The following is a 15,597-nucleotide window of genomic DNA, read 5'->3' as shown; positions in this document are numbered from 1 at the left end:
CGATCCGGCAGCGGCGGCAGATCTGCCGCCGTACTCTGATTGAACATTCAGCTTTCGGCCCTAGGCTCAAAGGATGCTGAGTCGCGCCGGAAAACTCGACCGCCTCCCGGACCCGCCCCCGGTGGCCGTCCCGGACGACGCCGAGCCCGCACCGGCCCCCCGGCGACGGTGGTGGCGGGACAGCCGTGCGCTGGTCGCGGCGGGTGTCGCGGTGGCGCTGGCGGTCACGGCCGTCGTCGCGTTCCAGTGGGGCGCGGCCGACAACGTCCCGCCCGCCGTCGTCGCGCCGACACCGTCGCCGTCGGACGACGGGATACTCACCGTCGCCGAGGTGCGCCAGGTCCTGGTCCCGTCGGTGGTGTCGATCCGGACCACCGGCCCGGGGGACGCGGCGGCGTCGGGCACCGGCGTGCTGGCCAACGCCGACGGCACGATCCTGACGGCGTTGCACGTGGTCAAGGGCGCGGCGAAGATCGAGGTCGGCTACGCCGACGGCAGCACCACCCCGGCGAAGATCGCCGCCGCCGATCCGGCGACCGACATCGCCGCGCTGACCCCGGAGAAGCTGCCCGAGGTGCTGGTCCCGGCCGTGATCGGCGGAGTGCCCGGCATCGGCGAGCAGGTCGTGGCGATCGGCGACCAGCTCGGCCTGACCGGCTCGACGACGACCGGGGTGGTGTCGGGGCTGGAGCGGTCGGTCACCGTCGACGACGTCGGCAGGCTCGCCGGGCTCATCCAGTTCGACGCCGCGGTCAATCCGGGCAGCTCCGGCGGCCCGCTGGTGAACATGCGCGGCCAGACCGTCGGCATCGTGGTCGCGCTGGCCAACCCGACCGACGCGGGCACGTTCATCGGTGTCGGCTTCGCCGTGCCGATCGCGACGGCCGCCGCGGGCGGCGGCCCGCCCCCACCCCTGTGACCTCGCCCGACAATCGTCTTGAACACTCGATCCGATGAGGACGGACCCATGAACACACCCGTTTCCGGCAACGGCCACCTGCCGCCCTCCCGCCCGCTCGGCGGCCCGTCCCCGGCCGCCGGTCAGAGCACCGTCGAGCAGGTGCTCTACGAGGTCAAGAAGGTCATCGTCGGGCAGGATCTGCTGCTGGAGCGGCTGATGGTCGCGCTGCTGGCACGCGGGCACATCCTCGTCGAGGGCGTGCCGGGCCTGGCCAAGACGCTGGCCGTGAAGTCCCTGGCCGAGGCCGTCGGCGGGCAGTTCCACCGGGTGCAGTTCACCCCCGACCTGGTGCCCGCCGACATCACCGGCACCCGCACCTACCACCAGCACAGTGGCGAGTTCCAGGTGTCGCTCGGGCCGGTGTTCACGAACCTGCTGCTCGCCGACGAGATCAACCGGGCGCCCGCGAAGGTGCAGAGCGCGCTGCTGGAGGTGATGCAGGAGCACCAGGTGACCATCGGCCGCGAGACGCACCGGGTGCCGGAGCCGTTCCTGGTGCTGGCCACGCAGAACCCGATCGAGTCCGACGGCACGTATCCGCTGCCCGAGGCGCAGGTCGACCGGTTCATGATGAAGGTCCTGGTGGGCTACCCGAGCGCCACCGAGGAGTTCGTCATCGTCGAGCGGGCGGTCAGTCCGGGTGCGGCGATCCAGCGCATCATCGACCCCGAGCAGCTGATCGTGCTTCAGCAGCAGGCCGACCGGGTCTACGTCGACCCGTCGCTGATCGAGTACGCGGTCCGGCTGACCGCCGCGACCCGCGAACCGGCGCTGGTAGGCCAGCAGCAGCTGGGGCGTTACATCACGTTCGGGGCCAGTCCCCGCGCGTCGATCAACCTGGTGCTGGCCGGGCGGGCGCTGGCGTTCCTGCGCGGCCGCGACTACGCGCTCCCGCAGGACCTGACCGACCTGGCCCTGGACGTGCTGCGGCACCGCCTGGTGATGTCGTACGAGGCACTGGCAGACGAGGTCAGCGCCGACGCGGTGCTGGACCGGATCATGTCGTCGCTGCCCGTGCCGGAACTCGCCATGCAGGGCCGCTGAGCATGACGGCGGCGTCGGACCGGTTGCTGCGGCGGCTGGAGTGGCAGGTGCTGCGGCGGCTCGACGGGCGGTTGCAGGGCGGGCACCGCACCGTGTGGCGCGGGGCGGGGCTCGACTTCAGTGACGTGCGGGCGTACACGCCTGAGGACGACGTCCGGCACATCGACTGGAACGTCACCGCACGGATGGACGAGCCGTTCGTGCGCCAGTACACCGAGGATCGTGACCTCACCGCGTGGCTGGTGCTGGACCGGTCGGCGTCGATGCGCGGCGCGGGCGGCCACGGCAAGGACGTGACCCTCAGCGAGCTGGCCGTGTGCCTGGCGCGGCTGCTGACGTACCGCGGCAACCGGGTCGGGGCGATCCTGTTCGACAACCGCCACCAGCGGGTCGTGCCGCCGCGTACGGGCCGCGACCAGGTGTTGCGGCTGACGCACGAACTCGGCGTGCCGGTGCCGCGCGCCGACGCCGGGTCGACCACGGACCTGTCGGCGATGCTGCGGCTGGCCGCCGCGACGGCCCGGCGGCGCAGCCTGGTGCTGGTGCTGTCGGACTTCATCGGCGACCCCGGCTGGGAGCGGTCGCTGGCGCTGCTGGCGCACCGGCACGAGGTCGTCGCGGTGCGCATCGTCGACCCGGCCGAGCTGGAACTGCCCGACCTGGGCATGATCGTCGTCGAGGATGCCGAGACCGGCGAGCAGTTGCTGCTCGACAGCGGTGATCCGCTGCTGCGCGAGCGCCTGGCCGCCGAGGTCCAGGCGCGGGAGGCCGGGCTGACCGAGACGATGAACCGGGCCGGGGTGGCGGCCCATCGTGTCACCACCGACACCGACCTCGTCGACGCCCTGGTCGACATGGTGCGCCGGACGAGGCGGAGAAGCCGATGACCGTGCAGTATCCGTTCCTGATCGCGCTGGCGGTGGTCGGCACCGGCGCGGCCGTGCTGGCGTACCTGCGGCTGCAGCGCCGGCGGACCGCCGCGCTGCGGGTCGCGGGGCTGGGCCTGACCGCGGCGGGCGGCCGGGGCGCGGTGCGCCGTCACCTGCCGTACATCCTGTTCCTGGCGGCCCTGCCGATGCTGCTGATCGGCCTGGCCCGGCCGAGCGCGGAGCTGCCGGTGCCGCGGGTGTCGGGCACGGTGATGCTGGTGTTCGACGTGTCCAACAGCATGGCCGCCACCGACGTCGAGCCGTCGCGGCTGGCCGCGGCGCAGTCGGCCGGGGCGAACTTCGTCGACCAGCAGCCGTCCACGGTGGACGTCGGGGTGGTCATCTTCGGCCAGGGGGGCCTGCTGACGCAGACCCCGACCGACGATCGGGCGGCGGTGAAGAACGCCATCACCCGGCTGAGCACCAGCGGCAGCACGTCGCTGCGGCAGGCGATCCTGACGGCGCTGTCGGCGATCGTCGGCGAGCCGGTCGAGCTGCCGACGCAGGAGGACGCCGCACCGCCGGACCTGGGCTACTGGGGTTCGGCGACGATCATCGTGTTCTCCGACGGGCAGGAGACCGAGAGCCCGGAGCAGGCGCAGGCTGCGGCGGCGCTGGCGGCGGCGGCCGGGGTGCGCATCGAGACCGTCGGCGTCGGCACGCCGCAGGGCACGACGGTCGAGGTCGAGGGCTACCAGGTCGCGACCGCGCTCGACGAGCAGCTGCTCACCGACCTGTCGGCGATCACCGGCGGCACGTACCACCCGGCCCGGGACGCGGCCGCGCTCCACGACATCCACCGGTCCATCGACCTGCGCATCACCACCGAACCCGAGTACATCGAGCTCACCGCGCTGTTCGCGGGCTCCGCGCTGCTGCTGCTGACCCTCGGCGGACTGCTGATGATCCGCTGGTACGGAAGGATCGTCTGATGTCGCTGGCCTGGCCGTGGGCGCTGGCCGCCCTGCTCGTGGTTCCGCTGCTGCTGGCGCTGCGCTGGTGGCTGAACCGGCGGCGGCGCAAGGTGGCGGTGCGGGTGTCGAGCATCGCGCTGATCCGGGCCGCGCTGCCGGGCCGTTCGCGCTGGCAGCGGCGTATCCCGGCGGCGCTGTTCGCGCTGGGGCTGCTGGCGCTGGGGCTGGCGCTGGCCCGGCCGCAGGCGTCGATGGCGGTGCCGCAGGACTCGACGTCGATCCTGCTGGCGATGGACGTGTCGCAGTCGATGTGCTCGACCGACGTGCCGCCGAACCGGCTGGCCGCGGCGCGCGACGCGGCGCGGGAGTTCGTGCTGGCGCAGGAGGACGGGACCAGGATCGGGCTGGTCGCGTTCTCGGGCATCTCGGGGTTGCTGGTCGAGCCGACCGACGACAAGCAGGCGCTGCTGACCGCGATCGACAACCTGCGCACCTCGCGCGGTACGGCGATCGGGCAGGCGATCCTGACCTCGATCGACGCGATCGCCGAGATCAACCCGGCGGTCCCGCCGACCGGGGTGGAGCTGGGCGCGCCCGGTTCGCCCGGCGCGGGCGAGTACGTCGCCGACACGATCGTGGTGCTGACCGACGGCGCGAACACCCAGGGCGTCGACCCGGTGACGGCGGCGCAGGAGGCCAAGGCGCGCGGCCTGCGGGTGTACACCATCGGGTTCGGCACCACCGATCCGGCGCCGCTGATCTGCAGCGCCGACCAGATGACCGCGGGTTCGGGTGCGCGGCCGGAGTGGCAGGGCCGCGGCGGCGGCGGGCGGCGCGCGCAGCTGATCGACGAGGAGACCCTCGGCGAGGTCGCCGAGCTGACCGGCGGCGAGTACTTCCGGGCGCAGGACTCCGAGCAGCTCGTGGACGTACTAACGGACCTGCCGGGCACGATCACCGTGCAGAGGCAGGACGTCGAGCTGACGGTCTGGTTCGTGCTGGCGGCGACGCTGCTGGTCGGGACCGGGGTGGGACTGTCGCTGCGGTGGAACCGGTCCTGACCCCGCGTACGCACGAACAGTCCCGCATAGACGCTGGCCTATTACATCGAATATTTGCAGGTCAAACTCGATGTAATAGGCCAGCGTCTATGGAAAGCGGCATCCCGCCGGAGCCCCGTCTTGCTGCCGGTCAGGCCGGGGTCAGCACGACGCTCCAGCCGATCGCGCGGGCCGAGGCGACCGTGCTCGTCGCCGTCACCGCGGGCCACGGGCCTGCCGCGACGCCGCCGGTGTCGGCCGCGAGCGCGACGAGCCTGCCGCCGCCGCTGCCGGTGGTCGCGGTCCGGGCGGTGACGGTGCCCGGCGCCGACCAGGTCGCGGTCGCGCTGACCTTCTGCACCCAGTAGCTGGCCACCGCCGACCCGCTCGCGCCGACGGTCGTCGCGGCTGTCGGGTGGGTGGTCTTGGTGGCGGTGTCCTCGAACGCGGCGGCGGTGACCGGTCCCGCGCCGGAGTACGCCAGGATCACCAGGCTGGCCTTGGTGATCGCGTCGAACGTCGTGGTCACCGACGAGCCCGCCGTGTCCGCGACCGCGGTGCGGGTGAACACCCAGGACACCATGTCGGTGCCGTCGGTCTTCGTGCCGAGCAGGGTCCATCCGGCCGGGGTCGTCATCGTCGCGGCCCGGTTCACCGACAGGAACAGCAGCAGCGTGTCACCGGCCTGCACGGCCGCCGGGACCGTCACCGCGGGACGCATGACGTTGGTGTCGACGCCGGTGGCGGCCCGGTAGGCCACGGTGCCGCCGGCCGGCGCCGACGTGACGGTGACGGTCCGGGTGAGGCTGCCGGTCGCGCCGTCGTCGTCGGTGACGGTCAGCGTCACCGGGTAGGAGCCCGCGGCGGCGTAGGTGTGCGGCGGGTTCGGGCCGGTGGCGGTGCCGCCGTCGCCGAACGTCCAGGCGTACGCGGTGACGTCGCCGTCCGGGTCGGTCGAGCCCGAGCCGTCGAACGTGCACGCCAGCAGGGTGCACGAGGAGCTGAACGCCGCGACCGGGTCCTGGTTGACCGGCGGCGTGCCGCCGTCGGGGACGAGCACGACGGTGTACGCCTGCCCGCCGCCCCCGGCCACGGTCACACCGGAGATGCCGGGCACGGTGATCGCGGTCGGGCGGCTGGTGACGGTCCCGTCGCCGAGCTGCCCGTCGGCGTTGTAACCCCAGGTCTTCACCGAGCCGTCGGCCATCGCCGCGACACCGTGGTCCCGGCCTGACGCCAGCGACACCGCCGAGGTCACGCCGGTCACCGGCACCGGCCTGGTCCGGTTGACGTTCGTGCCGTCGCCCAGCTCGTTGCGGTAGTTGCGGCCCCAGGACAGCACCTGCCCGTCGGCGCGCAGCGCGTACGTGTGGTGCGCGCCCGCGATCACGTCGGCGATGCCCGAGGCGAAGATCTGCACCGGTGCCGTCCGGTTCGTCAGCGTGCCGTCGCCGACCTGCCCGTACGCGTTCCAGCCCCACGCCCACAGCGAACCGTCGGCCAGCCGCGCCAGCCCGTGGTCCCGCCCGCCCGCGAGCTTGGTCACGTTGGCCAGCGAACCGACCCGCACCGGCGAGGTCCGCTGGGTCGTGGTGCCGTCGCCCAGCTCGCCGTTGCTGTTCTGCCCCCACCCGTACGCGAACCCGTTGGCCCGGATCGCGTAGCTCATGTCCCGGCCCGCGGCCAGCGACACCGCGTCGGTGAGCCCGGTGACCGCGACCGGTGACAGCCGGTTGGTCGTCGAGCCGTCGCCGATCTGCCCGGTCGTGTTCAGGCCCCACGTGTACACCGCGCCCGACGCGGTACGCGCCAGCGAGTGGTCATGACCGGACGCCACCTCGACGATCCCGGCCAGACCGGGCACCAGCGTCGGCGACAGCCGGGTGCTGGTGTTGCCGGTGCCGAGCTGCCCGAACGCGTTACCGCCCCAGGTCCACACGCGGCCGTCCGCGTCCAGGGCGACGACGTGGTCGCGGCCGCCCGCGATCTGCACGATGTCGGTCAGCCCCGGCACCGCGCCCGGTGTGCGCCGGGCGGTGGTGCTGCCGTTGCCGAGCTGGCCCAGACTGTTGCCGCCCCAGGTCCAGGCGGTGTACGTGACGTCGGCGGCCGCGGTGACGGCCGGCGTCGCGACCACCACCATCAGGGTCGCCAGTACCACGCCGAGTTGCTTCACAGACACGCGCATTCGCGACTCCCACCCCAAAGGTCTGCGCGAACCTAACGTGCGGGCGAACCTTCGCGGCAGGGCCGGTTCAGCCATATTCCGGTCGTGATTCCGACCGGCGATGCCGCCGGGCCGCCCACCCGGACCACCCGATCCGGCGAAGCCGGAAGGACGTCGGCCGAGCGCGTGCTCCCGACGGTGTCCACCCGCGTGGTTACCCTGGACCGATGATCGATCGGCGGCAGGTGCTCCACTTCCGGGTCCAGGCCCAGCAGCTCGACCGGGCGTCCGGGACGCTCGCCGACACCGCCGTGCTCGACCTCGGCGTCCAGGACACCGGCCCGGACGGCGCGGCCTGGGCGCTGGCGGTACGCGGCGTCGACGTGTCCGCACTGCCCGCCAAGGACACCGTGCTGCTGTGGACGGTGCGCGGCGCGCCGCACCTGTACCGCCGCGCCGACGTCGGCCGGATCGCGGCCGCGGTCGAGCCGTTCTCCGACGCCGACGCGGGCAAGCGCATCTACGACGCGTCCAAGCCGCTCAAGGCCGCCGGCATCGCCAACCTGGCCGCCCTCGACGAAGTCGCCGCCCGGATGCGCGAGATCGTCACCGAGCCGACGGTCAAAGGCGACATGTCAGGTGCTCTGGCCAAGGTCATGCCCGAGCCCTACCTGCGCTTCTGCCGCCCCTGCGACGCCACCCACCTCTACGAGATGCCGTTCCGCCTGGCCGCCGTCCGCGCGGGCCTGGAACTCCAGCCCGGCACCTCTCCCCCGGTCCTGCAGCGCATCGCCGGTTTCCGCAAGGCCGCAACACCAGGCGAGAAATTCGACGTCGTACGCGCCTACCTGCGCCTGCTCGGCCCGGCCACCCCGAAACACGTCGCCGGTTACCTCGACGCCCCGGTCAAGGACGTCCAGGCGCACTGGCCCGACGACGTCGTCGAGGTGACCGTCGACGGCGAGAAGCGCTGGCTGCTGGCCGCCGACGAGCACGCGCTGGATGCCCCTGCCACCGACGCGACCCGGCTGCTCGGCCCGTTCGACCTGTTCCTGCAGGCCAAGGACCGGTCCACCCTGGTCCCCGACGAGGCCCGCGCCAAGCAGCTGTGGCCGGTGCTCGGCCGTCCGGGTGCGGTCCTGTCCGGCGGCGAACTGGTCGGCGTCTGGCGTCCCCGCAAGTCGGGCAAGAAGTTCACGGTCGCCGTCGAACCGTGGGGCCCGATGGCGGCCGCGACCCGCACCGCGGTCACCGAGCAGGCCGAACGGCTCGCCGCGCATCGCCAGGTCGAGCTGACGGGCGTCGCGTTCGGCGACTGAGCCGTGCGGGCTTCAGACCGGCCAGTACGACAGCAGTTTGCTCAGGCTGACCAGCCGCCGCACCGATTCGCCGTGAACAGCCGTTCCGCAGTTGGCGTTGATCTCGACCAGCAGCGACCGGCCGTCGCCGTAGCCCAGCACGATCTGATACTGCTCGCGATCCATAGCCAGGCAGGTGATCCGGTCCGCCGGCCGCGGCGCGTCGTTCAGCAACGCCGTCACCTCGTCCGCCGATCCCGGCAGCGGCGTCGACGCCGACAGGTCCAGGGTGTCGCCGGTCTGCCGGTAGGCGCAGAGCAGCGCCTTCGTCGCGTGCTCCGGCACGAACGGCGACCCGCCGCGATCGGCGGTGGTGTCCTCGCCGCCGTCGCGATGCGCGGGACACGCGTAAGCGGCCAGCGACCCGGCGTCCGTGGGCCGACCCTCGGCCCCGTCGTCGAGCACAGCGGACAGTCCCCAGGCCGACCCGGCCACCAGCGCGGCGACGGCGAGGGCAGCGAGCACCGTCTTCCCGCTCCGGCCCCGGCCAGGACGGCGACGTTCGTCGCGTCCGGGTGCCGGGGAGGAGTCGTCAGCCATGTCGGACCTCATGCTTTCGCTACCTCTGTGCTCGTGGTGATCAGCATTGCGCACGACAGCCGCCGTGCGGCCACCGAGGAGCAGTGGTCGCCCGGCCGCTCACCGCCTCATCACCTTAGTCATCCTAGTACCGGCGTGACACCGAAGGTGCTCGTGATGGTGGGCCAGTCCTGGTAGAAAAACAGCTCGCCGTTGTCGCCGCCCTTGGCCACCGTCACACCCTTGACCCGGACGCCGGTGCCGTCGAGCGAGAACACGGGGGCGCCACTGTCGCCGCCCTGGCACGACGGCAGCCCGTCGACCTGCACGGCCCAGTACATGTCGTAGGTGTAGAAGCAGTCGCCATCCGAATCGCAGCCCCAGAGATTGCCCCAACTGCCCAGCGTCTCGATGTCGCACACGGTCCCACTGCGGTAGCCGGACTGGCAGAGGTACTCGTGGGACACGGGATTGCCTGCGCTGCGCACCGGCTTCGAGTAGCTGGTCCCGGGGGCGCCGTCGAAGATCCGGCCGTATCCGCGCGCGTTGATGAGCATGAGGTCGTAGCCCCAGTCGTCGTCGTACACGCCGCCGATGAACTCTCCTGCCGCGTCGTAGAACTTGTTCGACGGGTTCGCGCAGTGCGAAGCGGTGATCAGGTAGGTCTGGCTGCCTTTGCGTACGCCGAAGCCGGAGGTGCAGTTGTTGACCCGGGTCGCGCTGAGCGGTATGCGCAGATGGGTTCCGCCGTTCCACGCGGCCTGGTCGTTCTCCCGCGTGCAGGCCCCTGCACAGGCCGCACGGGTGACCCCGGCCGTGGCGACGGTGACGGCGACGGGCACGTCGAGTCCCATCGTCGCGAGGATGGACTCGACCCGTTTGGGCGCGCGGCCACCGAGAGCCGCCTGCCGAGCCGCCATGGCCGTCGCGGGCATGCGCTGCACCTCCAGGCCCGAGCCGTCGGGCCTGGCGAAGACGCTCTGGATGTCGGAGCCGAGGCCCGTCGCGGCCGAGACCCGAGTGATCGCCGCGTCTAGTTCGGCTTTCGAATAGCGCGCCGGGCGCGTGCGGACGGTGCCGAACTTCGCCGCGGCTCGCACCGCCGCCTGGATGACCGCGGGAACGTCGCCCCTCCAGTAGACCGAAAGGCCGCCGTCCTCGAACGACATGCTGGTGAAGCCCGAGGCTGACAGCCTGCCGATCTCGTCGTACAGCAGGTCGACCGCCGGGTTGAGCGCCTCCTGCCGCCGCATCTCGGCGAGCAGCGCCGGGTCCAGGTTGTCAGTGGACCGGCTGTCAGCGACCCCGGAGGCAAGCGATGCCGACGATTCCCCGGCCGCGCGCACCGGGCCGGGCGTCAGCGCGGCCGACACCGCGAGGAACGCCGCGAGCAGCGCCGATGCGGACCGCATGACCGACGTTCTTACGCCCGCCCCGACGTCCGTCGAGTCTGATCGTCCCCGTTGCATGAAGAACTCCTCCTATCAGGAGGTCCGAAAGGAGGCCGCCACTGGCGACCTTGTTCGAAGTTTATCAATGCATGCCATTCGCATACAAGGGGTCGATTACTACAGGGAGTTGGATCAGCACGCTCAGTGCGCAACGCCTACGCGGTGCCTCGTAGCACCCGCGCTCTGCCGACCAGGTAGTCGAGCAGTTCCGGCTCTGCCAGGTGAAAGACACCCGGATCAAGCACGCCGCGGACCGGGAGCCATCTTCACCAGACCCAGGTCGGCAAGGTCGGCCGCGCCACGGGCGGCGTGCTCGCCGCCCGCGAGCACCAGGGTCCGCGCAGCCTGGTATCGGCACCCGGCGGCCTCGAAGGCGTCCACCACGGCGAGCAGTGCATCGTGGTCGCCGTCGAGCAGAGCCTGCGCCCGGTCGACGATCGCCCCGGCGACCGGGTTGCCCGCCACCACCGCCCGCGCCTCGGCCACGCGTGCGGCGGCGTCGGGGCTGGCGGCGAGCACGGCGGCCTCGGCGCGCAGCGCCACGTACCAGTGCAGCCAGATCCAGGTGACCCATTTCCACACGTCGGCGGGTTCGGGGGCCATCCGGTCCAGTGCCTGCCGGGCCCGTCCGGTGTGGAGCATGCCGATCGCGTCGAAGACCGCGCCGTAGCCGTACGTGTGCTCGGGCGGCGCGCCGAGCTGCCCCATGATCGCGTCCCACTCGTCGCGGGCGTCGTGGTCGCCGCGCAGGCCGTGGATCATCGCGACGGCGGCCACGGCCGGGCCGAGCACCGAACGGGCCGGGCTGCCCGCGCGCTGCCACGCTTCGAGGAACCGGGCGCTGACGGCGCGGACCTGCTCGACGTCGCCGGCCAGGGCGTCGGCGACCAGCAGCCAGCTCGTGGCGCGGTGGCCGACCTCGGCCAGCAGCGGGTGGTCGGCGAGCTGGCGGGCCCAGCGGCGGGTGTCGGTGAGGTCGCCCGCGCCGAGGCCCGCTTCGGTGGCCATGCCGAGCGCGTCGATCAGCTCGTGGGTGCGGGCCGGGCTGTCGGGTGCGGACGTGAGCAACGTGATCCTGCGCCGGGCCGTGGTCGCGGCCCCGAAGGTGTCGCCGTCCCAGCTCCGGGCTCCGGTGAGGGAGTCGAGGGCGGCGGAGGTGGCGAGCGGGTCGCCGGTGCGCTGGGCGAGGTCGACGGCGCGTTCTGCGTACGCGATGGTCTGCGGCACGTCGTTGTCGGCGGGACCCTGGGCCGCGCCGTACGCGTCGAAGATGACCCCGGCCTCGGCCAGCGCGACCGCCGCGAGGGCGGCCGGGTCGTCACCGGCCAGGTCCCGGGCCTGGTCGACGAGCGCGACGGTCTCGTCGCGGGTCGGCAGGTGTTCGAACTTGCTCCAGAACCGGTGCGCGTTGGTGGCGGCGGTAGCAAGGTCACGGGCCGTGGCGGCGGTGTCCCCGGCGCGGCGGGCGGCGTCGGCGGCCTGCTGGTGCAGGCGGTACATGTCGTCGCCGCGCATCCGGCACCCGGCCACGGCGGCGGCCTCGCGCAGCGCCGTCGCGGCGTCGGCCGGGTCGGCGGCCAGCGCGGCCGCCTGCTCGAAACGCAGCTGCGATTCGCCGACGAAGGTACGGGTGAAGGTCAGCCCGCCCATCAGCAGCGCGAGCCGGTACGCGTCCGCGCGCTGCTCGGGCCGGTCGGCGGCCCACGCCAGGGCGGCGCGCAGGTCGTCGGCGACGGTGTCGAAACGGGCCCGCCAGTCGCCGCGCACCGTGGCCAGGTCGGCGGCCCTGCCCAGGCACCAGTGCAGGTGCCCGGATCGGGCATCGGCCAGTTCACCGGCCTCGGTGAGCTGCTCGGTGCCGTACTGCCGGATCGTCTCCAGCGCCCGGAACGTCGTCGCGCCCGGTGACGACGTGACCGCCAGCAGGCTCTGCTCGGCCAGCCGGGCCAGCCCGACGGCGACGCTGCCCGGCTCGGACCCGGTGACCTCAGCCGCCGCGTCCACGGTGAACGGTGCCACGAACACCGACACCCGGCGCAGCAACGCCCGGTCGGCGGGCTCCAGCAGGGCATGGCTCCAGTCCAGCGCCGCCCGGACCGAGCGGTGCCGGTCGTCGGCCCGGGAGCCGCCCTCCAGCAGCCGCAGCTGGTCGGACAGCCCCGCGGTGAGACCGTCGAGGCCGAGGGCGGGCCACCGGGCGGCGGCCAGCTCGATCGCCAGCGCCACCCCGTCCAGCCGCTCGCAGACCGCGGCGATGTGCTCGCGCATCACCGGGTCGGCGGGCCAGCGCAGCTCGGTGGTCCGGCCGAGGAACAGCGCGACCGCGTCCGATTCGCCGTCGCCGTCCAGCGACATCGGCGGGACCTGGTAGACGCGTTCGAACGGCACCATCAGGCGGGCGCGGCTGGTGGTCAGCACCGTCAGCCCGGGGCAGGTCGCGAGCAGCCGCTCCAGGAACGGGGCGACCCCGTCGCGCACGTGTTCGCAGTTGTCGAGGACCAGCAGGGCATTGCGGTCGGCGAGCGCGGCCGACACCGACTCGTCCATGGTGCGGCCCGGCTGCTCGCCGATGCCCAGCGCCCCGGCGACCGCGCCCGCGACCGCAGTGGCGGCCTGGTCGCTGACCGGGACGAGGTCGACGAACCACACGCCGTCGGCGAAGTCGGCGGCCGCGTCGGCGGCCACTGCCAGCGCGAGCCGGGTCTTGCCCACTCCGCCGGGGCCGACCGCGGACACCTGCCGGTGCGTCTTGACCAGCTCGGCCAGTGCGGCGCGTTCCCGCGAGCGCCCCACGAACGAGGTCAGCGGCGTCGGCAGCACCTGCGCGGGCTGCGCCCGGTCGGTGCGGACCGTCTCGGCGGCACGCTGCGCGAGCGCACGCCGGTCGGGCGCCTCCAGCTTGCGCAGCAGCGACGAGACGTGACTTTCGACCGTACGCACCGAGATGAACAGCCGTGCGCCGATCTCGGCGTTGCTGAGGTGCTCCCCGAGCAGTGCCAGCACTTCGGCTTCCCGAGCCGAGATGTCCACCGTCGTCCCCGCCATGAACGACATTCTCGCGCACCGGTCCGTGGCCGGTTTCCGAGGTCCGTTCCGTGGTCGCCACGGATGTGGGCGCACTCCCGCTAACGGCAGGCTGTGACCAGTTCCCGCTCATCGATGAGCGACACGACCGGGCCGCCACCGGCCCACCACCATAGGAGTGATCATGAACGGCTCGACCACCCAGGGCATCAAGACCGTGCTGCACCCGGTGTCCGACCTGGCCGCCGCCAAGGCCGTGTACGCCGCGCTGCTCGGTTTCGCCCCGCAGACCGACTCGCCGTACTACGTCGGTTTCGAGGCCGAGGGCCAGCAGATCGGGCTCGTCCCGCACCGCGCCGGGCAGGCCATGGCCGCGCCGGTGGCCTACTGGCACGTCCCGGACATCGCGGCGAAGCTCGCCGAGGTGACCGCCGCGGGCGCCATCGTGCAGCAGGCCCCGCACGACGTCGGCGGCGGCCGCCTGGTGGCCACCGTCACCGACCCCGACGGCAACGTCCTGGGCCTGCTCCAGGACAGCTGACCCGCCCGGCATCCGCTGTCCGGGGCGGCGGCCCGCCGCCTGGACAGCGGGGGGCCGCTGGGTCTGCGAGGATGCCACGGTCGCGTTCCTTCGCCCGCGAGGTGATTTCTTGAGGCAGGTGGCGCTGCTCTCGCACGCCCGGCTGCCCCGGCAGTACGACGACCGCCAGGTCCTGGCCACCACCGTGGACGCGTGGGGCAGGGCACAGTGGTTCCTCTGCCCGCAGGTGGGTCTGGTACCGGTCACGCACGGCGGGCACTACGCCCGGCCGTCGCGCTATCCCTATGACGGCGTACTCGTCAGCAGCGACGGAACCGCCGTCCGCGAACGGGTCCTGCGGGGCGTCGACCTGCGGCCGAGCCATCTGGACACGCTGCCCAACGAGCGGGTGCTCCTGCAGGGGCGCACCGCAGACCATGCGGGCGGCGCCCAGATCTATGGCCGTGACGGCCGGCGGCGGCGCTCGTTCGACATGGGCACCGCGGTCGAGCAGGTGCTGGCCGACCGGCACCACCATCTGTGGAGCGCCTACTTCGACGAGGGCGTCTACGTCGATCCGATCAGCGCCTCCGGCCTGGTCCGCTGGGACAGCGGCGGCAACCGGCAGTGGGGCTACTCCGCCCCGCCGGGCGTGGCTTACATCGATACCGTGTACGCGTTCAATGTCGACGACCGGATGGCCTGGGCCGTGTACTACCCGACGTTCCCGCTCCTGCAGGCCCACGCCGACGGGCGCGTCCGGTTGCGGCGCAACCCCCTCGGCCGCCCCTCGGGCCTGGCTGTGCACGGTGACCGGCTGCTCCTGCTCGGCTGCGACGGGACCGGCAGCCTGCACTACTGCCGGCTGACCGACGACGAGGTCGTCGTGGTTGACGAAGCGGTGCTCACCCGGCCGGACGGCGGCCCGCTGCGCGGCCGGATCCAGACCGTCGGCCGTGGACGCCACCTGTACGTGCGCCCCGCGTCCGGCTGGACCTGGCACGTGCTGAGCCTGTGATCGGCCCCGGTAGCCTGCTGCGGGTGATGCTGCCGCTGCCGCCCGGGGAGTTCCGGGCCTACCTGTTCGACTGCGACGGCACCGTCGCCGACTCGATGCCGCTGCACTACCGGGCGTGGTCGCAGGCGGTCGGCGAGTGGGGCTGCGACTTCCCCGAGGATCTGTTCTACGCCTGGGGCGGGCGTACGGTGCCCGACATCATCGCCGACCTGAACAGCACGCGCGGGCTGGCCATGCCGCCGGCCGAGGTCGACGAACGCCGCGAGGGTCTGTACCAGGAGCTGCTGCCGCAGCTGACCGCGGTGCCGGAAGTGCTGGCGCACATCGAGCACGCCCACGGGCGGGTCCCGTTCGCGGTGGTGTCCGGCGGTGCCCGCGCGTCGGTCGCCAGGTCGCTGACGACGCTGGGGCTGCTGGACCGGTTCGACCTGATGGTGTGCGCGGAGGACTACACGCGGGCCAAGCCCGACCCGGAGGCGTTCCTGCTGGCCGCGCAGCGGCTGGGGGTCGCGCCGGAGCACTGCGTGGTGTTCGAGGACACCGACCTGGGCGTCGCGGCGGCGACCGCGGCGGGCATGGCATGGGTACGCGTGCCGCCGCCCTGGCAGCGTGCGGCGGCCTGACCGGGTACACGCAAAAGCCGGGGTGCGCA

13 protein-coding genes are annotated in these 15,597 nt (G+C 72.8%); 9 read left to right on the top strand and 4 right to left on the bottom strand.

Annotated features, from left to right (window positions below):
* Positions 1 to 73: 73 nt before the first annotated feature.
* Genes HAV40_RS33025 through HAV40_RS33005 form a run of 5 tightly spaced genes read left to right on the top strand, consistent with a single transcriptional unit; the run spans position 74 to position 4,909 of the window.
* The gene (locus HAV40_RS33025; RefSeq protein WP_166388210.1) at positions 74 to 919 is read left to right on the top strand and encodes a S1C family serine protease; all 846 of its coding nucleotides are present in this window, start codon (positions 74 to 76) and stop codon (positions 917 to 919) included.
* Between the two features lie 48 nt (positions 920 to 967).
* Complete coding sequence (locus tag HAV40_RS33020) at positions 968 to 2,005, top strand: AAA family ATPase (RefSeq protein WP_166388209.1); 1,038 nt, start codon at positions 968 to 970, stop codon at positions 2,003 to 2,005.
* Between the two features lie 2 nt (positions 2,006 to 2,007).
* Positions 2,008 to 2,892 carry a DUF58 domain-containing protein gene (locus HAV40_RS33015; protein WP_166388208.1) on the top strand — a complete coding sequence of 295 codons (885 nt, stop codon included), beginning with the start codon at positions 2,008 to 2,010 and terminating at the stop codon, positions 2,890 to 2,892.
* Positions 2,889 to 3,866: a VWA domain-containing protein gene (locus HAV40_RS33010; RefSeq protein ID WP_166388207.1), complete on the top strand. Its 978-nt coding sequence runs from the start codon at positions 2,889 to 2,891 to the stop codon at positions 3,864 to 3,866. Before HAV40_RS33015 ends, HAV40_RS33010 begins: the two co-directional genes overlap by 4 nt.
* Positions 3,866 to 4,909, top strand: a complete 1,044-nt coding sequence (locus HAV40_RS33005) for a VWA domain-containing protein (protein ID WP_166388206.1) — start codon at positions 3,866 to 3,868, stop codon at positions 4,907 to 4,909. The genes HAV40_RS33010 and HAV40_RS33005 overlap by 1 nt, the downstream gene beginning before the upstream one ends.
* Before the next feature lie 130 nt (positions 4,910 to 5,039).
* Here the strand turns inward: HAV40_RS33005 and HAV40_RS33000 are convergent, their stop codons facing one another.
* Positions 5,040 to 7,076: an RCC1 domain-containing protein gene (locus HAV40_RS33000; protein WP_166388205.1), complete on the bottom strand. Its 2,037-nt coding sequence runs from the start codon at positions 7,074 to 7,076 to the stop codon at positions 5,040 to 5,042.
* Between the two features lie 206 nt (positions 7,077 to 7,282).
* On the opposite strand from HAV40_RS33000, the gene HAV40_RS32995 reads away from it, so the two are divergent.
* On the top strand, positions 7,283 to 8,374 hold the full coding sequence (locus tag HAV40_RS32995; RefSeq protein ID WP_166388204.1) for a winged helix DNA-binding domain-containing protein: 1,092 nt from the start codon (positions 7,283 to 7,285) through the stop codon (positions 8,372 to 8,374).
* Between the two features lie 12 nt (positions 8,375 to 8,386).
* Here HAV40_RS32995 and HAV40_RS32990 read toward each other — a convergent pair whose 3' ends face one another.
* The 3 genes from HAV40_RS32990 to HAV40_RS32980 all read right to left on the bottom strand — a co-directional run bounded on the left by HAV40_RS32990 (position 8,387) and on the right by HAV40_RS32980 (position 13,428).
* Entirely contained in the window at positions 8,387 to 8,953 is a 567-nt protein-coding gene (locus HAV40_RS32990) for a hypothetical protein (RefSeq protein ID WP_166388203.1), read from the bottom strand.
* 119 nt (positions 8,954 to 9,072) lie between these two features.
* Positions 9,073 to 10,305 (bottom strand): trypsin-like peptidase domain-containing protein, encoded by a 1,233-nt coding sequence (locus HAV40_RS32985; RefSeq protein WP_166388202.1) that lies wholly within the window; start codon positions 10,303 to 10,305, stop codon positions 9,073 to 9,075.
* Positions 10,306 to 10,620: 315 nt separating this feature from the next.
* Complete coding sequence (locus tag HAV40_RS32980; protein ID WP_166388201.1) at positions 10,621 to 13,428, bottom strand: ATP-binding protein; 2,808 nt, start codon at positions 13,426 to 13,428, stop codon at positions 10,621 to 10,623.
* Between the two features lie 163 nt (positions 13,429 to 13,591).
* Here HAV40_RS32980 and HAV40_RS32975 point away from each other — a divergent pair, with 163 nt between their 5' ends.
* The 3 genes from HAV40_RS32975 (at position 13,592) to HAV40_RS32965 (ending at position 15,568) form a co-directional block, all read left to right on the top strand.
* Positions 13,592 to 13,948 (top strand): VOC family protein, encoded by a 357-nt coding sequence (locus HAV40_RS32975; RefSeq protein ID WP_166388200.1) that lies wholly within the window; start codon positions 13,592 to 13,594, stop codon positions 13,946 to 13,948.
* Positions 13,949 to 14,057: 109 nt separating this feature from the next.
* Complete coding sequence (locus tag HAV40_RS32970) at positions 14,058 to 14,945, top strand: hypothetical protein (RefSeq protein ID WP_203672190.1); 888 nt, start codon at positions 14,058 to 14,060, stop codon at positions 14,943 to 14,945.
* The gene (locus HAV40_RS32965; protein WP_308441082.1) at positions 14,942 to 15,568 is read left to right on the top strand and encodes an HAD family hydrolase; all 627 of its coding nucleotides are present in this window, start codon (positions 14,942 to 14,944) and stop codon (positions 15,566 to 15,568) included. The genes HAV40_RS32970 and HAV40_RS32965 overlap by 4 nt, the downstream gene beginning before the upstream one ends.
* The last annotated feature ends 29 nt before the right edge of the window (positions 15,569 to 15,597 follow it).

The sequence above is a fragment of the Catellatospora methionotrophica genome (genome assembly GCF_011297335.1).
GTDB lineage: Bacteria > Actinomycetota > Actinomycetes > Mycobacteriales > Micromonosporaceae > Catellatospora > Catellatospora methionotrophica.
The sequence above is the reverse complement of the archived record's forward strand: the minus strand, read 5'-3'. Positions and strand labels throughout refer to the sequence as shown.

Coding starts and splice junctions, on each gene's coding strand:
- HAV40_RS33025 (WP_166388210.1), top strand. CDS start 74: ATGCTGAGTCGCGCCGGAAAACTCGACCGCCTCCCGGACCCGCCCCCG.
- HAV40_RS33020 (WP_166388209.1), top strand. CDS start 968: ATGAACACACCCGTTTCCGGCAACGGCCACCTGCCGCCCTCCCGCCCG.
- HAV40_RS33015 (WP_166388208.1), top strand. CDS start 2,008: ATGACGGCGGCGTCGGACCGGTTGCTGCGGCGGCTGGAGTGGCAGGTG.
- HAV40_RS33010 (WP_166388207.1), top strand. CDS start 2,889: ATGACCGTGCAGTATCCGTTCCTGATCGCGCTGGCGGTGGTCGGCACC.
- HAV40_RS33005 (WP_166388206.1), top strand. CDS start 3,866: ATGTCGCTGGCCTGGCCGTGGGCGCTGGCCGCCCTGCTCGTGGTTCCG.
- HAV40_RS33000 (WP_166388205.1), bottom strand. CDS start 7,076: ATGCGCGTGTCTGTGAAGCAACTCGGCGTGGTACTGGCGACCCTGATG.
- HAV40_RS32995 (WP_166388204.1), top strand. CDS start 7,283: ATGATCGATCGGCGGCAGGTGCTCCACTTCCGGGTCCAGGCCCAGCAG.
- HAV40_RS32990 (WP_166388203.1), bottom strand. CDS start 8,953: ATGGCTGACGACTCCTCCCCGGCACCCGGACGCGACGAACGTCGCCGT.
- HAV40_RS32980 (WP_166388201.1), bottom strand. CDS start 13,428: ATGGCGGGGACGACGGTGGACATCTCGGCTCGGGAAGCCGAAGTGCTG.
- HAV40_RS32975 (WP_166388200.1), top strand. CDS start 13,592: ATGAACGGCTCGACCACCCAGGGCATCAAGACCGTGCTGCACCCGGTG.